15 protein-coding genes are annotated in these 16035 nt (G+C 70.1%); 9 read left to right on the top strand and 6 right to left on the bottom strand.

All coding sequences use genetic code 11. From position 1 onward, the window contains the following. Nucleotides 1–38 precede the first annotated feature (38 nt). Nucleotides 39–2333 (bottom strand): hypothetical protein, encoded by a 2295-nt coding sequence (locus ACXIZN_RS42965; RefSeq protein WP_457960741.1) that lies wholly within the window; start codon nt 2331–2333, stop codon nt 39–41. Between the two features lie 92 nt (nt 2334–2425). Between ACXIZN_RS42965 and ahcY the strand changes: the two genes are divergently transcribed. Beyond that, nucleotides 2426–3898 carry an adenosylhomocysteinase gene (ahcY, locus tag ACXIZN_RS42960; RefSeq protein WP_457960430.1) on the top strand — a complete coding sequence of 491 codons (1473 nt, stop codon included), beginning with the start codon at nt 2426–2428 and terminating at the stop codon, nt 3896–3898. Nucleotides 3899–4430: 532 nt separating this feature from the next. Here ahcY and ACXIZN_RS42955 read toward each other — a convergent pair. Then, nucleotides 4431–4910, bottom strand: a complete 480-nt coding sequence (locus tag ACXIZN_RS42955) for a hypothetical protein (RefSeq protein ID WP_457960429.1) — start codon at nt 4908–4910, stop codon at nt 4431–4433. Nucleotides 4911–4981: 71 nt separating this feature from the next. Between ACXIZN_RS42955 and ACXIZN_RS42950 the strand changes: the two genes are divergently transcribed. From ACXIZN_RS42950 to ACXIZN_RS42925, 6 genes are all read left to right on the top strand, one after another. After that, nucleotides 4982–6028 (top strand): sensor histidine kinase, encoded by a 1047-nt coding sequence (locus ACXIZN_RS42950; protein WP_034315471.1) that lies wholly within the window; start codon nt 4982–4984, stop codon nt 6026–6028. After that, the gene (locus ACXIZN_RS42945) at nt 6025–6795 is read left to right on the top strand and encodes a LytR/AlgR family response regulator transcription factor (RefSeq protein WP_034315468.1); all 771 of its coding nucleotides are present in this window, start codon (nt 6025–6027) and stop codon (nt 6793–6795) included. The genes ACXIZN_RS42950 and ACXIZN_RS42945 overlap by 4 nt, the downstream gene beginning before the upstream one ends. Then, nucleotides 6792–7139, top strand: coding sequence for a hypothetical protein (locus ACXIZN_RS42940; RefSeq protein ID WP_457960428.1), 348 nt, complete (start codon nt 6792–6794; stop codon nt 7137–7139). The genes ACXIZN_RS42945 and ACXIZN_RS42940 overlap by 4 nt, the downstream gene beginning before the upstream one ends. Further along, nucleotides 7139–8872: a sodium/solute symporter gene (locus ACXIZN_RS42935; RefSeq protein ID WP_457960427.1), complete on the top strand. Its 1734-nt coding sequence runs from the start codon at nt 7139–7141 to the stop codon at nt 8870–8872. Before ACXIZN_RS42940 ends, ACXIZN_RS42935 begins: the two co-directional genes overlap by 1 nt. A gap of 67 nt (nt 8873–8939) precedes the next feature. Further along, nucleotides 8940–9281 (top strand): DUF485 domain-containing protein, encoded by a 342-nt coding sequence (locus tag ACXIZN_RS42930; RefSeq protein ID WP_063272717.1) that lies wholly within the window; start codon nt 8940–8942, stop codon nt 9279–9281. Beyond that, nucleotides 9278–10906 (top strand): solute symporter family protein, encoded by a 1629-nt coding sequence (locus ACXIZN_RS42925; RefSeq protein ID WP_257484724.1) that lies wholly within the window; start codon nt 9278–9280, stop codon nt 10904–10906. Before ACXIZN_RS42930 ends, ACXIZN_RS42925 begins: the two co-directional genes overlap by 4 nt. 62 nt (nt 10907–10968) lie before the next feature. On the opposite strand, the gene ACXIZN_RS42920 is transcribed toward ACXIZN_RS42925, so the two are convergent. Together ACXIZN_RS42920 and ACXIZN_RS42915 are read right to left on the bottom strand one after the other, a co-directional pair. Then, nucleotides 10969–11712 carry an isocitrate lyase/PEP mutase family protein gene (locus ACXIZN_RS42920; RefSeq protein WP_457960426.1) on the bottom strand — a complete coding sequence of 248 codons (744 nt, stop codon included), beginning with the start codon at nt 11710–11712 and terminating at the stop codon, nt 10969–10971. Further along, nucleotides 11709–12173 (bottom strand): carboxymuconolactone decarboxylase family protein, encoded by a 465-nt coding sequence (locus ACXIZN_RS42915; protein ID WP_016336647.1) that lies wholly within the window; start codon nt 12171–12173, stop codon nt 11709–11711. Before ACXIZN_RS42915 ends, ACXIZN_RS42920 begins: the two co-directional genes overlap by 4 nt. A 46-nt stretch (nt 12174–12219) precedes the next feature. On the opposite strand from ACXIZN_RS42915, the gene pdxR reads away from it, so the two are divergent. Then, entirely contained in the window at nt 12220–13599 is a 1380-nt protein-coding gene (pdxR, locus tag ACXIZN_RS42910; protein ID WP_457960425.1) for a MocR-like pyridoxine biosynthesis transcription factor PdxR, read from the top strand. Between the two features lie 80 nt (nt 13600–13679). Here pdxR and ACXIZN_RS42905 read toward each other — a convergent pair whose 3' ends face one another. Further along, nucleotides 13680–14360 (bottom strand): peptidylprolyl isomerase, encoded by a 681-nt coding sequence (locus ACXIZN_RS42905; RefSeq protein WP_126732883.1) that lies wholly within the window; start codon nt 14358–14360, stop codon nt 13680–13682. Nucleotides 14361–14506: 146 nt separating this feature from the next. Between ACXIZN_RS42905 and ACXIZN_RS42900 the strand changes: the two genes are divergently transcribed. After that, entirely contained in the window at nt 14507–15094 is a 588-nt protein-coding gene (locus tag ACXIZN_RS42900; RefSeq protein WP_126732827.1) for a hypothetical protein, read from the top strand. A 3-nt stretch (nt 15095–15097) separates the two neighbouring features. Here ACXIZN_RS42900 and meaB read toward each other — a convergent pair whose 3' ends face one another. Then, nucleotides 15098–15994, bottom strand: coding sequence for a methylmalonyl Co-A mutase-associated GTPase MeaB (gene meaB, locus ACXIZN_RS42895; protein ID WP_457960423.1), 897 nt, complete (start codon nt 15992–15994; stop codon nt 15098–15100). Between the last annotated feature and the right edge of the window lie 41 nt (nt 15995–16035).

The raw sequence follows: 16035 nt of genomic DNA, 5'->3' as shown, positions 1-16035 counted from the left end.
CCCTCGGCTCAGCCGAGGGAAGGGGGCCTTCACGCGCTTCAGCGCATCTGCGGGAAGTCCCCGAACAGCGATCCCTGCTCGCCCCAAGGGTTCTTCGGGCGAGGACGGCCGAGGCCGGCGGCCATCGCGACGGCGTTGTCCCATTCGGCGTCGACGACGTAGTCCGTGTGCTTGAGGACGCCGGGTGCCCAGCGGTGCCGCCCGGTCGGCCCGCGCATCGGGTCGGGCAGCCAGTGATCGCCGCCGAGCACCAGGACGCCCTGAGCGTCGGCCTCGGCGGCCAGCGGCCCGGTCCCGCCGCCGGGCAGGTAGCCGTCGCCCAGCAGTTTCCCGGCCACCACGCGATGCCGCCACGTCGTGACGCCGCCGCCGAAGATGTCCGTGCCACGGCACAGCGCGCGCCAGCGGCCGTCGAGATCCCGGTACAGCGCGGCGAGTTGTTCCTGCGGCAGCATCGCGGGGAAGGCGCGCTGGTAACCCCATTGCAGTGGTGATCCCGCGGTCAGCAGCCCGACCCGGTCTCGGTCCTCCGGCGGGAGATCGGCGATCACCCGCGCCGCCGCGAGCACGGTCAGGAGGCTGCCGAGGTTGTAGCCGGACAGCACGACCCGCGTGCCGGGATCGGCCAGATGTTCCTTGACCCGGTCCGCGAGTTCCGGGACGACCTTGAGCGCGTAGCTCGGCGGAACGGTCGGATGGGCGGCACGCGGCCAGAAGCACACGAGATCCGCCAGCGCGCCGAGGTGACGGCTGCGTTTGGGGGTCGTCGCGGCGGCGAAGACCACCCGCAGCAACCCGGCCGCCATCGCGCCGAGCGCGAACACGCCGATCGCGGAGATGGGCTTGAACCAGCCCGGCAACGGGCCGAAACCGAAGCGCAGCACCAGGAGCGCTCCGCCGCCCGCGGCCATCGCCAGCGCGACCGTGAGCGCGAGATGGTGCAGATGCTTGCGCTCCCACGACGCGCGCGCCCACGCGCTCGCCGCTTCCTCTTCCTGCGCCTTGTCGATCTCCATCAGCGCGACGATCTCCGGGATGCCGCGGCGCAGCCGTCGCAGCGGGACGGCGACCGCGAAGCCCAGCACACCGAGCACGACGGCGAGCGCGAGACCGGCACCCCACAGCACGGTCACCAGGGAATAGGTGTCGGGCAGCCGGAGGTCGGTCGCGCCGACCAGCTGCCGCAGCGCGACCGCGAGCCCCGCCCCGAAGCCGCCGCCCAGCAGACCGGCCAGCGCGACGACCGGCGCCGCCGCCCAGCCGCCGAGCCAGGGCCGCAGCCGGTGCGGCAGGTGTTTCCACGCGGGCCGTCCGAGCAGGGCGGCCGGGACGAGGATCAGCGCGAACAGCACGGTGACCGCGACCATCGCCGCCCCCAGCGCCTCGACCGTCCCGTCCGCTCCGCCGAGCCCGCCGCCAGGGAGCCCGGCGGGCAGCGGCGTCCGGCGCACGACGGCGATCCCGACCAGTACGACGGCGACCCCGATCAGCCCGCCCCGGATCACCGGCCCGGCCGAGAAACCGACCGTCGAGGCCACCAGCGTGGCGAGGACGAGCGCCAGCGCGCAGATCCAGACGACGAGGTCGAACGTCGCCGGCGGCAGCCGGAACGGCCCGCCGAGCAACGGAAGCGCGACACAGGTCAGGGCGGCGACGGTGTGCAGCGTGCGCAGGCCGGGCGTCCGCGGCAGGTCCTGCGGTTGCAGCGGGCTCGAACTGTGCGCGCGGTGCAGCCTGTTCCGCGATCGCCAGTCCGACGACGGGATCCGGTCGAGCACGAAGATCAGTATCAGCAGCGGCAGCACGCCGATCGCGGTCCGCAGCGGCGCGAAGTCCCGCAGGAACGACGGCGCTCCTTCGAGACAGGTCGAACCCGGCGCGAGGCACTGCGCGGCGAAGAGGTCGAGCGAGACCACGGCGAGCTGGCCGATCAGCAGCATCGTCAGCAGCAGCGACGCCACCCGCAGCAGACCTCGGCACACCGCGCCGAGCAGCGCCGCGAACCGCTTGCCCTCCGGGACCGGCGGCAGCATCCAGTGCGCCACGTTCGCCAGCGAGAACGGGAACAGCAGCGCCCAGGTCGCCTTCGCGGCGCCCCCGGAGGTCATCCCGCTCCACAGGTAGCCTTCGAGGATGCGCGGGATCGAACGGCCGAGCGCGGGCAGCACCGGACCGGGAGCGGGACGGCGCAGCCGGTCCGACGGCCGGATCAGCCTGCCGATCCCATCGCCCGCGACGTCGACCACCGACGTCGAATCCAGCAGGCTTTCACCGCTCGTGCCCACTAGCCCGGGTACGCGTATTTCGACGACGCGGGTATCGGGACCCGGCATGACCACGGTGAAGGCCTCCAAACCGTTCCAGTGGGCTTTGAGCCGACAACGGTACTGTTCCGATGTCATCCAACCTTGGAGGAAGCGCGCATATGACCCCCGAAAGCGTTGCCAAGCGGCACGACACCCGCAACGGCATCGAGTTCGCCGTCGCCGATCTCGAGGCCGCCGAGTTCGGCCGCAAGGAGATCCGCCTCGCCGAGCACGAGATGCCGGGCCTGATGGCGCTGCGCCGCGAGTACGCCGAGGTCTATCCCCTGCGGGGAGCCCGGGTTTCGGGCTCGCTGCACATGACCGTACAGACCGCGGTGCTGATCGAGACCCTCGTCGCGCTCGGCGCGGAGGTGCGCTGGGCCTCCTGCAACATCTTCTCCACCCAGGACCACGCCGCCGCGGCGGTCGTCGTCGGCCCGCACGGCACCCCCGAGGAGCCCAAGGGCGTCCCGGTGTTCGCCTGGAAGGGCGAGTCGCTGGAGGAGTACTGGTGGTGCACCGAGCGGATGCTCACCTGGGACGGTGAGGGCCCGAACATGATCCTCGACGACGGCGGCGACGCCACCATGCTGGTGCACAAGGGAACCGAGTTCGAGAAGGCCGGTGTCGTCCCCGCCCCGGACGAGGACACCTCGGACGAGTTCCGCGTGTTCCTGCAGCTGCTGAGCGCCTCCGTCGCGGCCGACACCGGCAAGTGGACCAAGATCGGCGAAGGGGTCCGCGGTGTCACCGAGGAGACCACCACCGGCGTGCTGCGGCTCTACCAGCTCGCCGCGGCCGGTGAGCTGCTGTTCCCGGCGATCAACGTGAACGACGCGGTGACCAAGTCGAAGTTCGACAACCGCTACGGCATCCGGCATTCGCTGATCGACGGCATCAACCGCGGCACCGACGTGCTCATCGGCGGCAAGGTCGCGGTCGTCTGCGGTTATGGCGACGTCGGCAAGGGCGCCGCGGAATCGCTGCGCGGCCAGGGCGCGCGGGTGATCGTCACCGAGATCGACCCGATCTGCGCGCTGCAGGCGGCGATGGACGGCTACCAGGTCAAGAAGCTGGAGAACGTCCTCGGCGAGGCCGACATCATCATCACGACCACCGGCAACAAGGACGTCGTGCTCGTCGAGCACATGGCGAAGATGAAGCACCAGGCGATCCTGGGCAACATCGGCCACTTCGACAACGAGCTCGACATGGCGGGCCTGCAGCGCTACCCGGGCATCCGGCGCATCAACATCAAGCCGCAGGTCGACGAGTGGGTGTTCCCCGACGGCAAGAGCATCATCGTGCTGTCCGAGGGCCGCCTGCTGAACCTCGGCAACGCGACCGGGCACCCGTCGTTCGTGATGTCGAACAGCTTCTCCAACCAGGTGATCGCGCAGATCGAGCTGTTCACCAAGCACGAGGAGTACGACAAGGAGGTCTTCCGCCTCCCGAAGAAGCTCGACGAGAAGGTCGCGAAGATCCACCTCGACGCGCTCGGCGGTGAGCTCACGAAGCTGACCAAGGAGCAGGCGGAGTACATCGACGTGGACGTCGAAGGTCCGTTCAAGACCGACCACTACCGGTACTGACCGCTGGGGCTCGTGAGTGGTGAGGACGGTTAGAGCCAAGGGTGTCTCAGGTACCTACTGGCTTCCGGCCGCAGTTTGATCCGGGGCCTTCACGGACAGGACGGTTAGAGCCAAGGGTGTCTCAGGTACCTACTGGCTTCCGGCCGCAGTTTGATCCGGGGCCTTCACGGACAGCGCGGTTAGAGCCAAGGGTGTCTCAGGTACCTACTGGCTTCCGGCCGCAGTTTGATCCGGGGCCTTCACGGACAGCGCTGGCCTGGCACCCGTGCAAAGGCCACGGCAGTACGTGAAGGTCCCCTTCCTTGCGCCAGGCGCAAGGAAGGGGACCTTCATGTACTCGGCGGGCGGGGTTCTGCCGGGTGCTGGGCTTGGCCGGACCCGGCACCGCCCTGGTGAGCATGTCGCGAAAGCCACTTTCGAGACGTCTGATGTCCCGAAGGTGGCTTTCGCGACACCGGCTCCGGAAGCCAGTAGGTATCTGAGACACCGTTGGCTAGGACCCGAATCGCCACTCACGCCCCACGGGACCCACTCACTCCCGCAACTCGGCCACCCCAGCGGGCGCGAACCGCTCCAACGCTCCGTACAGCCGGGCGCCACCGCCCAGGTGCCCCAGCGCGTACCTGTACTCGCCGTCCTCAAGCAGCACTTCGGGCCCCGAGCCGGTCCAGTCGAGCCGGTAGTGCCACCAGTGCATCCACCGCCCCACCCGCCGCTTCTCCCGGTACACCCGCAGCCGGGTCACCTCGGTCCACCGGACCTCGATCACCCCCGGCACCGCGATCCCCGCGGCGGAGATCACCAGCGAGGCGGCCGACTTCCGGAGCGCGAGCAGGATCAGCCCCGCGAAGGCCACGCTGAGCAGGCTGAACACCACCCCGGAAACCGAGCGGGAGAACAGGGCCAGCACGACGGTCACCAGCCCGCCCCCGCCGAACACCACGAACCCCGCCCACGCGACCCGGCGCATCACGACGTCCAGCCTGAGCACCACGGCATCCCCAGTGACCATGCCCGGAGCGTAACCGGCGAAACCACTCAGCGACGTTAGGATCTAGGCCCCGACGTCGTGGAGGAGGCCGGATGAGCACCCGTCTGCCCTGGCGTCCCGCCGCGAGTGTCGACCCGGTGCCGGTGCTCGTCGCCGCCCAGCGCGTCTCGGACGATCTCATGGACGGCCTGGCGGGACCCCGCGCCCGCCAGGCGGCGCACGGCCTCCGGCGGCTGTTCGGGGTCGCCGGGCTCGGTCTCGCCGACCTGTCCGGCTCGCTCGTCTGGTCCGGCCGTCCGGCGGCGGACGACGTCGTCGCCTCCGCGCTCGACGAGGTCCTCCACTCCGAGACGCCGGTGTCCGAACCCGGGCTGCTGGCGCTGCCGCTCCACGTCCACGACGAGCTGGCCGGGGTCCTCCTGGTCACCGACGGCAAGAACGCCGTCGCCCGCCAGGCCGCCGAACTCGTCGTCCACGCGCTCGAACGCGGCAGGCTGGAGGCGTCCGCCGAGCAGGCCGCGGAAGCCGAGCTGCGCGCGCTACGGGCCGAGATCTCGCCGCATTTCGTCTACAACGCGCTCACCGTGATCTCCTCGCTGGTCCGCTCCGACCCGGATCGCGCCCGCGACCTGATGCTCGACTTCGCCGAGTACACCCGCTACAGCCTCGCCCGGCACGGCGAGTACACGATGGTCGCCGAGGAGTTCCGCGCCATCGAGACTTATCTGGCCTTGCAGCGCGCGGTGCTCGGCGAGCGGCTGCGGGTGCAGGTGCGCGTCGCGCCGGAGGTGCTGGCCGTCGCGGTGCCGTACCTCGTGCTGGAACCGCTGGTGGAGAACGCGATCCGGCACGGGATCGAGCCACGCGCCGAGGCGGGGTTCATCCAGGTTCAGGGAATGGCGGAAGGGAACGACTGCGTGATCAGCGTCGAGGACGACGGTGTCGGCATGGACCCCGCACGCGCGGCGGCGATCCTGGCCGGGCACGGCGACGACGGCGGCGTCGGACTGGCCAATGTGGACAGAAGGCTGCGCAGCGTCTACGGGCCGTGGTACGGCCTCACGGTCGAGACCGAGACCGGCGCGGGCACCAGGGTCGTGGTGCGCGTGCCCCGATTCCAGCCGGGGGTGCTGCCGTGACGAACGGCCTGCGGGTGCTGGCGGTCGACGACGTCCCGCCCGCCCTCGACGAGCTGTGCAGCCTGCTGCGCGAGGCACCGGAAGTGGCCGAGGTGGTCGCCGCCGGTGACGCGCTGAACGCGCTCAAGCTGTTGCAGGGCAGTCATTTCGACGCCGTCTTCCTCGACATCTCCATGCCCGGACTCGACGGGCTCGAGCTCGCCTCGCTGCTGGCGCGGCTCAGCGAACCGCCGGTGATCGTGTTCGTCACCGCGCACGACGGGCACGCCGTGGCCGCGTACGGGATCGGCGCGGTCGACTACCTGCTCAAACCGGTCCGGGCGGAACGGCTGTCCGCCGCACTGTCCAAAGTGGTCCGGATGGCGGGCAACCAGCCCGACGAGCCGAAGCCCGCGCCGGACGCGATGTCCGCGCTGCCGGTGGAATCCGGCGGGCGCACCCGGTACGTCCGCCGCGACGACGTCCAGTTCGTCGAGGCGCACGGCGACTACGTCCGGCTGCACACGAAATCCGGCGTCCACGTCACGCGCATGCCCATCTCCCGGCTCGAAGAGTATTGGGAGGGAACGGGATTCACCCGAGTGCACCGGGGTTTCCTGCTCGCCGTGGACGCCGTGCTCGAACTGCGCAGCGACACCACCGGCGGGCTGCTGGCGCATACGGAGGCGGGTGACGTGCCGGTGAGCCGCCGCCACGCGCGCGACCTGCGCGACCGGCTGCTCGCCGCCGCGCAACGTGGCGAGCTCGGCCGGGGAAGCCGGCCGTGAGCCGCGTCAAACGGGTGGCCGTCACCAGCCCGCAGACCCGGCTCGCGCATTCGCGGCGCCGTTCACGCGGACGGTGGCGGGTCCCCCGTCTCGCCGCGGGCGACGCCGAACGCGCGGACGCGCTGTACCGGGCCCAGCGCCGTCGCGGGCTCCCCGCGCTGGCCGGGATGTTCGGGCTGGTCTTCGGGCTCCCGCTGGTGTTCGGCGTGTTCCCGGGGCTGGATTCGGTGCGGCTGCTGGGGATCCCGCTGTCCTGGCTGATGATCGCGGTCCTCCCGTACCCGGCGATGGCGCTGCTGTCGTGGTGGCAGCTGCGCCGGGCGGAAAAGATCGAGGACGAGTAGTGGTCGCGGCGCTCTCGGTGGCCCCCGTCGTGCTGATCACCCTGTTGATCGGGTTGCGCGGGGTCGCGGCCATGCGAACGACGTCGGATTTCCTCGTCGCCTCGCGCCGGATCTCGCCGCTGGTCAACTCCGCCGCGGTCTCCGGCGAATACCTGTCCGCGGCTTCGTTCCTCGGTGTGGCGGGGCTGGTGGTGAAGGACGGCATCGGCGCGCTCTGGTATCCGGTCGGGTTCACCGCCGGGTACATCGCGATGCTGGTGCTCGTGGCGGCGCCGATGCGGCGCTCCGGCGCGCTCACCGTCCCGGACTTCGCCGAGGCGCGGCTCGCCTCCCCCGCCCTGCGCCGTCTCGCCGCCGTCGTCGTCCTCGTGATCGGAACCCTTTACCTGGTCCCGCAATTCCGCACCGCGGGGCTGGTGCTGACCGCCGTCGGCGGCACGCCGTACTGGGTCGGCGTGGTCATCGCGGGCGCCGCCGTCAGCGCGACACTGGCGCTAGGCGGGATGCGCGCGGCGACCTACGTCCAGGCCTTCCAGTTCGTGCTGAAACTGCTGCTGTTCATCATTCCCGCGATCTGGCTGGTCTCCCAGGTCTCCCCGGAGCAGCGGTCGGCTTCGGTGCACCCGGTGGAATTCACCCACTTCGCCCGCGACACCCGGCTGTCCTTCGAGATCGACGTGACGCTGACCCTGCGCGAGCCGACCACCTTGCTCACGCCGGAAAAGCACGTCGTGCCGCCGGGTGAGCTGGTCGCCAGGAGCGGCGAGACGCTGGAATTCGCCGAGGGCACCCCGGTTCCGGCCGTCCGGGGCGGCGCGCCGCTGGGCGGGCCGGACTGGCAACGCCCACTGCTCGACCTCGGCGACCACGGTTATCCGCTGCTCGGCACGTGGGCGATCCTGATCGCCACCATGCTCGGCACCATGGGCCTGCCGCACGTCCTGATGCGCTTCCACACCAGCCCGGACGGCCGCGCCGCGCGGCGCACCGCGGCGATCACCGTCGCGTTGCTCGGCGTCTTCTACCTGTTCCCAGGGGTTTACGGCGTCTTCGGCCGCGTGCTGGTGCCCGAGCTGTACGTCTCCGGCGCGACCGACACGGTCGTCGTCGCGCTGCCTGCACAGATCGACGACGGCTGGGCGGGCTCGTTGTTCACCGGGTTGCTGACGGCGGGCGCGTTCGCCGCGTTCCTGGCGACGTCGCTCGGGCTGTTGCTGGTGATCTCCGGCGCGGTCGCGCACGACCTGGCGCCCGGCGGCCTGCGGAGACTGCGCTGGTCGGTGCTCGGGGCGGCGGCGGTGATGGTCCTGCTCGCGTTGCCGTCGGCCAGATTGGACGCGGGTGTCCTCGTCACCTGGGGCTTCACCGTGGCCGCGTCCACCTTCTGCCCGTTGCTGGTGCTCGGTATCTGGTGGAACCGGCTGACCGCCGCGGGCGCGATCAGCGGTGTCCTCGCCGGGCTCGTCGCGTCTTCGGGCTCGATCCTCGTGGCCCTGTTCGTCCCCAGCCTGAGCGGCCTGCCCGCGATCCTCGTGTCGCAGCCCGCGCCGTGGTCGGTTCCGCTGGCATTCGGAGTAATGATCGTGGTTTCCTTGCGGGGCAGGCCTCCCGCCTGGTCGACGGCCGCCATGCTGCGGCTGCACTTGGACGATCGCACAGCCGAGACCCCTTCGTCGTGGTCGGACCACCGTTCGTCGACCGTTCGTCGTCTCGGCAGACGTTTGAACCGCTGAAGGTTCCGGTCTCCTTGACCTCTCCTTAACGTGTCGCGGAACACATTCGCGGTGCGAGGAGAGCACGATGAGTACCGAAACGAACGCTCCCAGTCCACCGGAAACGGACTGGGACAAAGCCCATGACAGCGCGGAGTTCAAGGAACTGCGGGCTCGGTTGCGCCGGTTCGTCTTCCCCGTCTCGGCGCTGTTCCTCCTCTGGTACCTGCTGTACGTGCTGCTCGCCGACTACGCGCACGGCTTCATGAGCACGAAGCTGGTCGGCAACATCAACGTCGGCCTCGTCTTCGGCCTGCTGCAGTTCGTTTCGACCTTCGTGATCACCGGGCTCTACGTCCGCTACGCGAACAAGAAACTCGACCCCATCGCGGAGAAGATCCGCACGGACATCGAGAGTGAGGCCAAATGAACCTCGCCGCCGGAGTCGAGGGCAGCAGCCCCGTACTCAACATCACCATCTTCGGCCTGTTCGTGGTGGTCACGCTGTTCGTCGTGTTCCGGGCGAGCCGCAACACGAAGACTGCTTCGGACTACTACGCCGCCGGCCGCGCGTTCACCGGTCCGCAGAACGGCGTCGCCATCGCGGGCGACTACCTGTCCGCCGCGTCGTTCCTCGGGATCGCCGGCGCGATCGCCATCTACGGCTACGACGGTTTCCTTTACTCCATCGGCTTCCTGGTCGCGTGGCTGGTCGCGTTGCTGCTGGTCGCGGAACTGCTGCGCAACACCGGCAAGTTCACCATGGGCGACGTGCTGGCGTTCCGGATGAAGCAGCGCCCGGTGCGGGCCGCGGCGGCGACGTCCACGCTGGCGGTGTCGTTCTTCTACCTGCTGGCGCAGATGGCGGGTGCCGGTGGCCTCGTCGCGCTGCTGCTCGGGATCGAGAGCAAGGCCGGGCAGGCCGCGATCATCGTGATCGTCGGCATCATCATGATCGCCTACGTGCTCATCGGCGGGATGAAGGGCACCACGTGGGTCCAGATCATCAAGGCGGCGCTGCTCATCGCCGGTGCGCTGGCGATGACGCTGTGGGTGCTGGGCATGTACGGCTTCAACCTTTCCGCGCTGCTGCAGGGCGCCGTGGACAAGGCGGGCCGGGCCGGTGAGGCGCTGCTCGGGCCGGGCAACCAGTACGGCAAGACCGGCACGACGAAACTCGACTTCCTGTCGCTGGGCATCGCGCTGGTGCTCGGCACCGCGGGCCTGCCGCACGTCCTGATGCGCTTCTACACGGTGCCGACCGCGAAGGAAGCCCGCCGTTCCGTGGTGTGGGCGATCGGCCTGATCGGTGTCTTCTATTTGTTCACGCTGGTGCTCGGCTACGGCGCCGGTGCGCTCGTCGGCGCGGACAAGATCAAGGCGGCACCCGGTGGCGTGAACTCGGCGGCCCCGCTGCTGGCGCTCGAACTCGGCGGCCCGATCCTGCTCGGCCTGATCGCGGCGATCGCGTTCGCGACGATCCTCGCCGTGGTCGCGGGGCTCACGATCACCGCGTCGGCGTCGTTCGCGCACGACGTCTACGCCAACGTGATCAAGAAGGGCAAGGCGTCCCCGGCCTCGGAGGTGAAGGTCGCCCGGATCACCGCGCTGGTGATCGGCGCGGTCGCGATCCTCGGCGGCATCCTCGCCAACGGGCAGAACATCGCGTTCCTGGTGGCGCTGGCCTTCGCGGTGGCGGCGTCGGCGAACCTGCCGACGATCCTCTACTCGCTGTTCTGGAAGCGGTTCAACACCCAGGGCGCGCTGTGGAGCATCTACGGCGGTCTGGCGGTCTGCATCGTGCTGATCGTGTTCTCGCCGGCGGTCTCGGGTAAGCCGGTGGACCCGAAGACCGGGAAGAGCGCCTCGATGATCCAGGGCGTCGACTTCCACTGGTTCCCGCTGGACAACCCGGGTCTCGTCTCGATCCCCGTGGCGTTCTTCCTCGGCTGGCTCGGGACCGTGCTGTCCAAGGAGCACAACCAGAAGAAGTACGCCGAGATGGAGGTCCGGTCCCTCACCGGGGCGGGCGCCGAAAAGGCCGTCGCCCACTGATCGCCGGGGCGGTTCGGCCGGCTCCAACGCCCCCGGCCGCACCGCCCCGGTTCCCACTTCCCCTAGTAAGGCAGCTTCCCCGCCGTCAGTTCGGCCAGTTTCGCGCGGAGATCGGCGCGGACGGACTTCCACAGCCCGGTGCCCAGCGAGATCCGCGCCACCCCCAGTGCGGTGAGCGCGGAGAGATCGGGGCCTCCGGGCACCGGGGCGGCGTTGACCGCTCCCGGCGCCACCGCCTTCACGAACTCGCCGAGCACCTCCGGCGACTTCACCATGATCGGATAGACGCAGTCCGCCCCGGCCTCGAAGTACGCCTTCGCCCGCAAGATCGCGTCGTCCAGTACCGCTCGTTCGTCGGACGCGCCGAGGAAGACGTCGACGCGGGCGTTGATCACCAGCGCGTCCCCGGCGGCCTCGCGCAACTCCGCGACCCGTTTCGCCTGCGCCTCGAGCGGGCGTACTCCACCTGAAGCGTGATCGGTGTCCTCGTAGTTGCAGCCGACGGCGCCCACCTCGGCCAGCCTCGCCGCGAGCTCTCCCGCTTCGAGGCCGTACCCGCCTTCCACGTCGACGGTCACCGGAGCCGAGACCGCCCGCGCGATCCGCGCCGCCGCCGCGAACATCTCGGCGGCGGGCGCGTCTTCCCCGTCGTCGTACCCGAGAACCTTGGCCACGGCGAAGGAACTCGTCGCCACGACCGGGAACCCGGCCGCTTCCACGAGACGCGCGCTGTCGGCGTCCCACGCGTTCGGCAGGAGCAGCGGGCTACCCGCGACGTGCAGTTCCCGCAGCCGGGCCGCCGTCATTCGGCGCGCTCGGGCAGCGGCGCGTGGCTGGTCACACACATCCGGTTCCAGCTGTTGATCGCGATGGCCTCCCAGACGATCGCGCGGTACTGCTCCTCGGTGAAGACGCGGGTGGCCTCTTCGTAGACGTCGTCCGGGACGTCGTGCAGGGTCGCGACGTTCGTGATCGCCTCGGTGAGCGCGAGCGCGGCACGCTCCTGCTCGGTGAACAGTTCGGTCTCGCGCCAGCCCTGCAGCACGAACAGCCGCCGCGGCGACTCGCCCATCTGCAGCGCGTCGTGGGAGTGCATGTCGAGGCAGAACGCGCAGTGGTTGATCTGCGACGACCGCATCTTCACCAGTTCGAGGATCTTCTGGTCGACCCCGGCGTTGGCTGCGGCCTTCTCGACTTCGGCCTGCAGTTTGGCCATGGCCTGGTAGATCTCGGGCACTCGCTTGCCCACATGGATTCGCTCGGTCATACCGTCGAATCTAGCGACGACTGGCCCACGAGTATGGTCCAGTGTCATGGCAGATTCGTGGTCCAGTTCGGGAATGGACGTCCACCTGGACTGGCGGCCCGAAAGCGGCCGGAGCGGGCTCGCGACGGCGATCCGCGCGGCCATCCGCGAGGGACGCTGGCAGGCGGGCGCCGCGGTGCCCTCGACCAGGGCGCTGGCGCAGGACCTCGGCGTGGCCAGGGGAACGGTCACGCGGGTCTACGCCGACCTCGCCGCCGAGGGATACCTGCGGACCACGCAGGGCGCGCCGACCCGTGTCGCGACGGCGGGGGCGCTGCCCGCGTCGCCGCCGCGGCCCGTCCCCCGCAATCCGGCGCCACGCTGGGACCTGCGCCCCGGCAGGCCGAACCTGTCCGCGTTCCCCCGCGCGGCCTGGCTCGCCGCGACCCGGCGGGCGCTGCACCAGGCGCCGATGTCGGCGTTCGACTACACGGCCGAGTCCGGCGCGGCGGAACTGAGGGAGACGCTCGCCGCGTATCTGGCCCGCAGCCGCGGCGTGATCGCCGACCCCGCCCGCATCCTGGTGTGCTCCGGGTTCTCGCACGCGATCGCGGTACTGGCGCGGGTCCTGCACGCGCGCGGCGCGGACGAGATCGCGTTCGAGAACCCGTCGCTGCACATCTACCGGAACATCGCCGCCGCCAACGGTCCCCGCGTGGTCGGCGTGCCCGTCGACGATCACGGGATCACGGTGTCCTCTTTGGACAGTCCGGCGGTGGTGGTCACCCCGGCGCACCAATACCCACTGGGTGTCACGCTCGCTCCGCGGCGGCGGGCCGAACTCACCCGCTGGGCGGAGGAGACCGGCGCCGTCGTCATCGAGGACGACTACGACGGCGAGTTCCGGTTCGACCATCAGCAGGTCGGCGCGTTGCAGGCGCTGGCACCCGAACGGGTCGTTTACGTGGGCACGACGAGCAAGACGCTGGCGCCGTCGCTGCGCCTGGGCTGGATGGTGCTGCCGCGGTTCCTGGTCGAACCGGTGCGCACGGCGCTGGCCGAGAGCGGGGCGCGGCCGGCGTTGCTGGACCAGCTGGCGCTGGCCGAGCTGATCGAGTCGGGCGCCTACGACCGGCACATCCGCCGCTGCCGCGTCGAATACCGGTCCCGGCGCGACAAACTGCTCGCGGCCCTACCGGATTCCGTGCTGCCACAAGGGATCTCCGCCGGGCTGCACTTGGTGCTCCAGTTCCCCGGCGACCTCCCCCGGGAGATGGAGGTACTGGCCGCCTGCCGCCGTCGCGCCATCGGGCTCGAAGGCCTCAGCGGCTACTGGATCGGCGAACCGCAACGCGACGGGCTCATCATCGGGTACGGCGCCGCCGCGAAGCACGCTTTCGGCGGCGCCACCCAAGCCCTGCGCGAGGCCATCTTCGAACTTACCTGACCCCTCCCGCATTTCGTCCTCTGGATGCGGTAGTTGGGAGTGCGCACTACCGCATCCAGAGGACGAAATACCTAAGGAGGTCAGCAGAACCAGGGGCGCGCCCGGAGGATGTCGGTCTTCAGGGCGGGGGCGCCGTCGACCGGGGCGGGGTTCTCCGGGGTCGGCTTGATGCCGCCGGCGGCGACGTCGTCGAGGGTTTCGAGGCCTTCGTGCCCGACGGTGCCGAAGATCGTGTAGTTCGGGCGCAGCGCGGAGTCGCCGTACACGACGAAGAACTGGCTTCCGTTCGTCGCCGGACCCGCGTTGGCCATCGCGAGGACGCCACGCGCGTACACCTTGCGCTCGCCGGTCGGGTCGGTCGGCGCGGGCGGCAGGCCCACGGGGAGTTCGTCCTTGTACTTGTAGCCGGGGCCGCCCTCGCCGGTACCGCTCGGGTCACCGCACTGCAGGACCTTCAAGGTCGGGTACGCGGTCAGCCGGTGACACGTCGTGCGGTCGTAGAAACGGTGCTTCGCCAGGTGCAGGAAGCTCTGCACCGTGCACGGCGCCTTCGCCCGATCGAGGGTCAGGTCGATCTTGCCCTGGTTGGTCTTCAGCTGCACCGGGACCTTGCCCCGGTCCGGCGTGTGCCGGGGATCCGGCGGCAGCGGGACCGGCCGCGCGGCCGGCTCGTCCGGCGTCTCCGTGTACTGGCACGGCCCCTTCGTCACCTTCGGCGGCGCACCCTCCGCCGACGCCGTTCCGGTGCCGGCCGCGAGCATCAGCCCGGCTCCCAGCACTGCCACAAAGACCTTCGCGATCCTCTGCACGGTTCCTGCCTCCCAGCCGTGGACGAAGAAGAGAGCATAGGGTGAATCACCGGCGCTCACACAGGTCCGGAAGTAGGTCCGCGGTTAGGGTCGGAGCCGTGGAGATCGCCGAACGACACCAATGGCAGCTGAACGCCCTGACCTTCCTGTACGCGTACACGCAGTACGTCCTCGTGCACGAGCGGGTCATGGCCGGGCTGCCGCCGGAGAAACCGGCCGAACTCGACAAGCCGCGCATGCTCAGGCTCGCCAAAGTCGTCGACGACATGATCCTCGACTTCCGCAAGGAGGACGGGCTGAGCGATCTCGAACGGCGCCGCGTCATCCGCCTCGCCAGGGAGATCAAGTCGCACGTACGGGAGAAATGGCCGCCTCGCGACGCGTCGCTGACCGAGTGGATCGCCTCGGCCGCGGCGCACTTCTACTGCGAGGAGCACATCAACAACGGTTACGTCCGGATGGGCCGCGTCTTCGATCCCGACATGGCCGACCGGTTCCTGGAACGCGTCGAGTTCTGCCGCGGCCAGACCGTCACGATCACGAACTACGCCCACAAGGTGGCGGACGGCGAGCAGCTCACCTACGGCGAGACGAACCAGCTCGAAGTCTGGAAAGAGGACGCGATCGCCCATCTGGACAATCTCGACAGCGATTTCGGCGACATCAAGATGTACGTCGAATTCTGATCCTCACGAGCCGCGAAGGTCCGCGATGAGTTCTTCGGCCGCCGCGAACGGGTCTAGTTTCCGCGCGACCACGCGTTCGGCCAATTCGGTGAGCCGGTCCCCGGAGCGCAGGTCGACGATTTCGGCACGCAGCCGCTGCACGGCGATCGCCTCGACCTCGTCCCGGGCCCGCGCCGCACGACGGCGAGGCAGTTCGTCGCGCCGGACCAGCCAATCGTGGTGTTCGTCCAACGCCCGGACGACGTCCTCGACGCCTTCGCCCCGCGAAGCCACCGTTCGCACGATCGGCTGACGCCAGCTCGGGCCGCGGATCTCCCGGCGCACCAAGGAGATCATCTGCTTGAGGTCGTGCACGGTCGCGTCCGCGCCCTCGCGATCGGCCTTGTTGACCACGAACACGTCCGCGATCTCCAGCACGCCCGCCTTGGCCGCCTGGATCCCGTCGCCCATCCCCGGCGCGAGCAGGACCACCGTGGTGTCGGCCAGTTTCACGACGTCCACTTCGGACTGACCGACGCCGACGGTCTCGATCAGCACGACGTCGAACCCGGCCGCGTCGAGCACCCGGACCGCCTGCGGCGTCGCCCACGACAGCCCACCGAGATGACCGCGCGTGGCCATCGACCGGATGAAGACACCCGGATCGGTGGCGTGTTCGGTCATCCGGATCCGGTCGCCGAGCAGCGCGCCGCCGGAAAACGGCGACGACGGGTCGATCGCCAGCACCCCGACCCGCAGGCCCCGCGCCCGCAGGGCCGTGAGCAGCGCGGACGTCGATGTCGACTTACCGACACCCGGCGGGCCGGTCAGGCCGACGACCCGCGCGTTGCCGGTGTGCGGCGTCAGCTTCGCCGCGACCTCGGGCAACCGTGGATGAGCGTCCTCGACCAGCGACAGCAACCGGGCGAGGGGGGGGGGGGGGGCGGCCCCCCCGCGCCCCC

This window comes from Amycolatopsis sp. TRM77291 (assembly GCF_054166285.1).
Note: the sequence above shows the minus strand (reverse complement) of the source record. Positions and strands in the feature narration are given on the sequence as shown.

Excerpts from the sequence above, each read along its gene's own strand:
- ACXIZN_RS42950 (WP_034315471.1), top strand. The coding sequence starts at position 4,982 with ATGAGCACCCGTCTGCCCTGGCGTCCCGCCGCGAGTGTCGACCCGGTG.
- pdxR (WP_457960425.1), top strand. The coding sequence starts at position 12,220 with ATGGCAGATTCGTGGTCCAGTTCGGGAATGGACGTCCACCTGGACTGG.
- ACXIZN_RS42925 (WP_257484724.1), top strand. The coding sequence starts at position 9,278 with ATGAACCTCGCCGCCGGAGTCGAGGGCAGCAGCCCCGTACTCAACATC.
- ACXIZN_RS42905 (WP_126732883.1), bottom strand. The coding sequence starts at position 14,360 with ATGCTCGCGGCCGGCACCGGAACGGCGTCGGCGGAGGGTGCGCCGCCG.
- ACXIZN_RS42930 (WP_063272717.1), top strand. The coding sequence starts at position 8,940 with ATGAGTACCGAAACGAACGCTCCCAGTCCACCGGAAACGGACTGGGAC.
- ACXIZN_RS42915 (WP_016336647.1), bottom strand. The coding sequence starts at position 12,173 with ATGACCGAGCGAATCCATGTGGGCAAGCGAGTGCCCGAGATCTACCAG.
- ahcY (WP_457960430.1), top strand. The coding sequence starts at position 2,426 with ATGACCCCCGAAAGCGTTGCCAAGCGGCACGACACCCGCAACGGCATC.
- ACXIZN_RS42965 (WP_457960741.1), bottom strand. The coding sequence starts at position 2,333 with ATGCCGGGTCCCGATACCCGCGTCGTCGAAATACGCGTACCCGGGCTA.
- ACXIZN_RS42920 (WP_457960426.1), bottom strand. The coding sequence starts at position 11,712 with ATGACGGCGGCCCGGCTGCGGGAACTGCACGTCGCGGGTAGCCCGCTG.
- ACXIZN_RS42955 (WP_457960429.1), bottom strand. The coding sequence starts at position 4,910 with ATGGTCACTGGGGATGCCGTGGTGCTCAGGCTGGACGTCGTGATGCGC.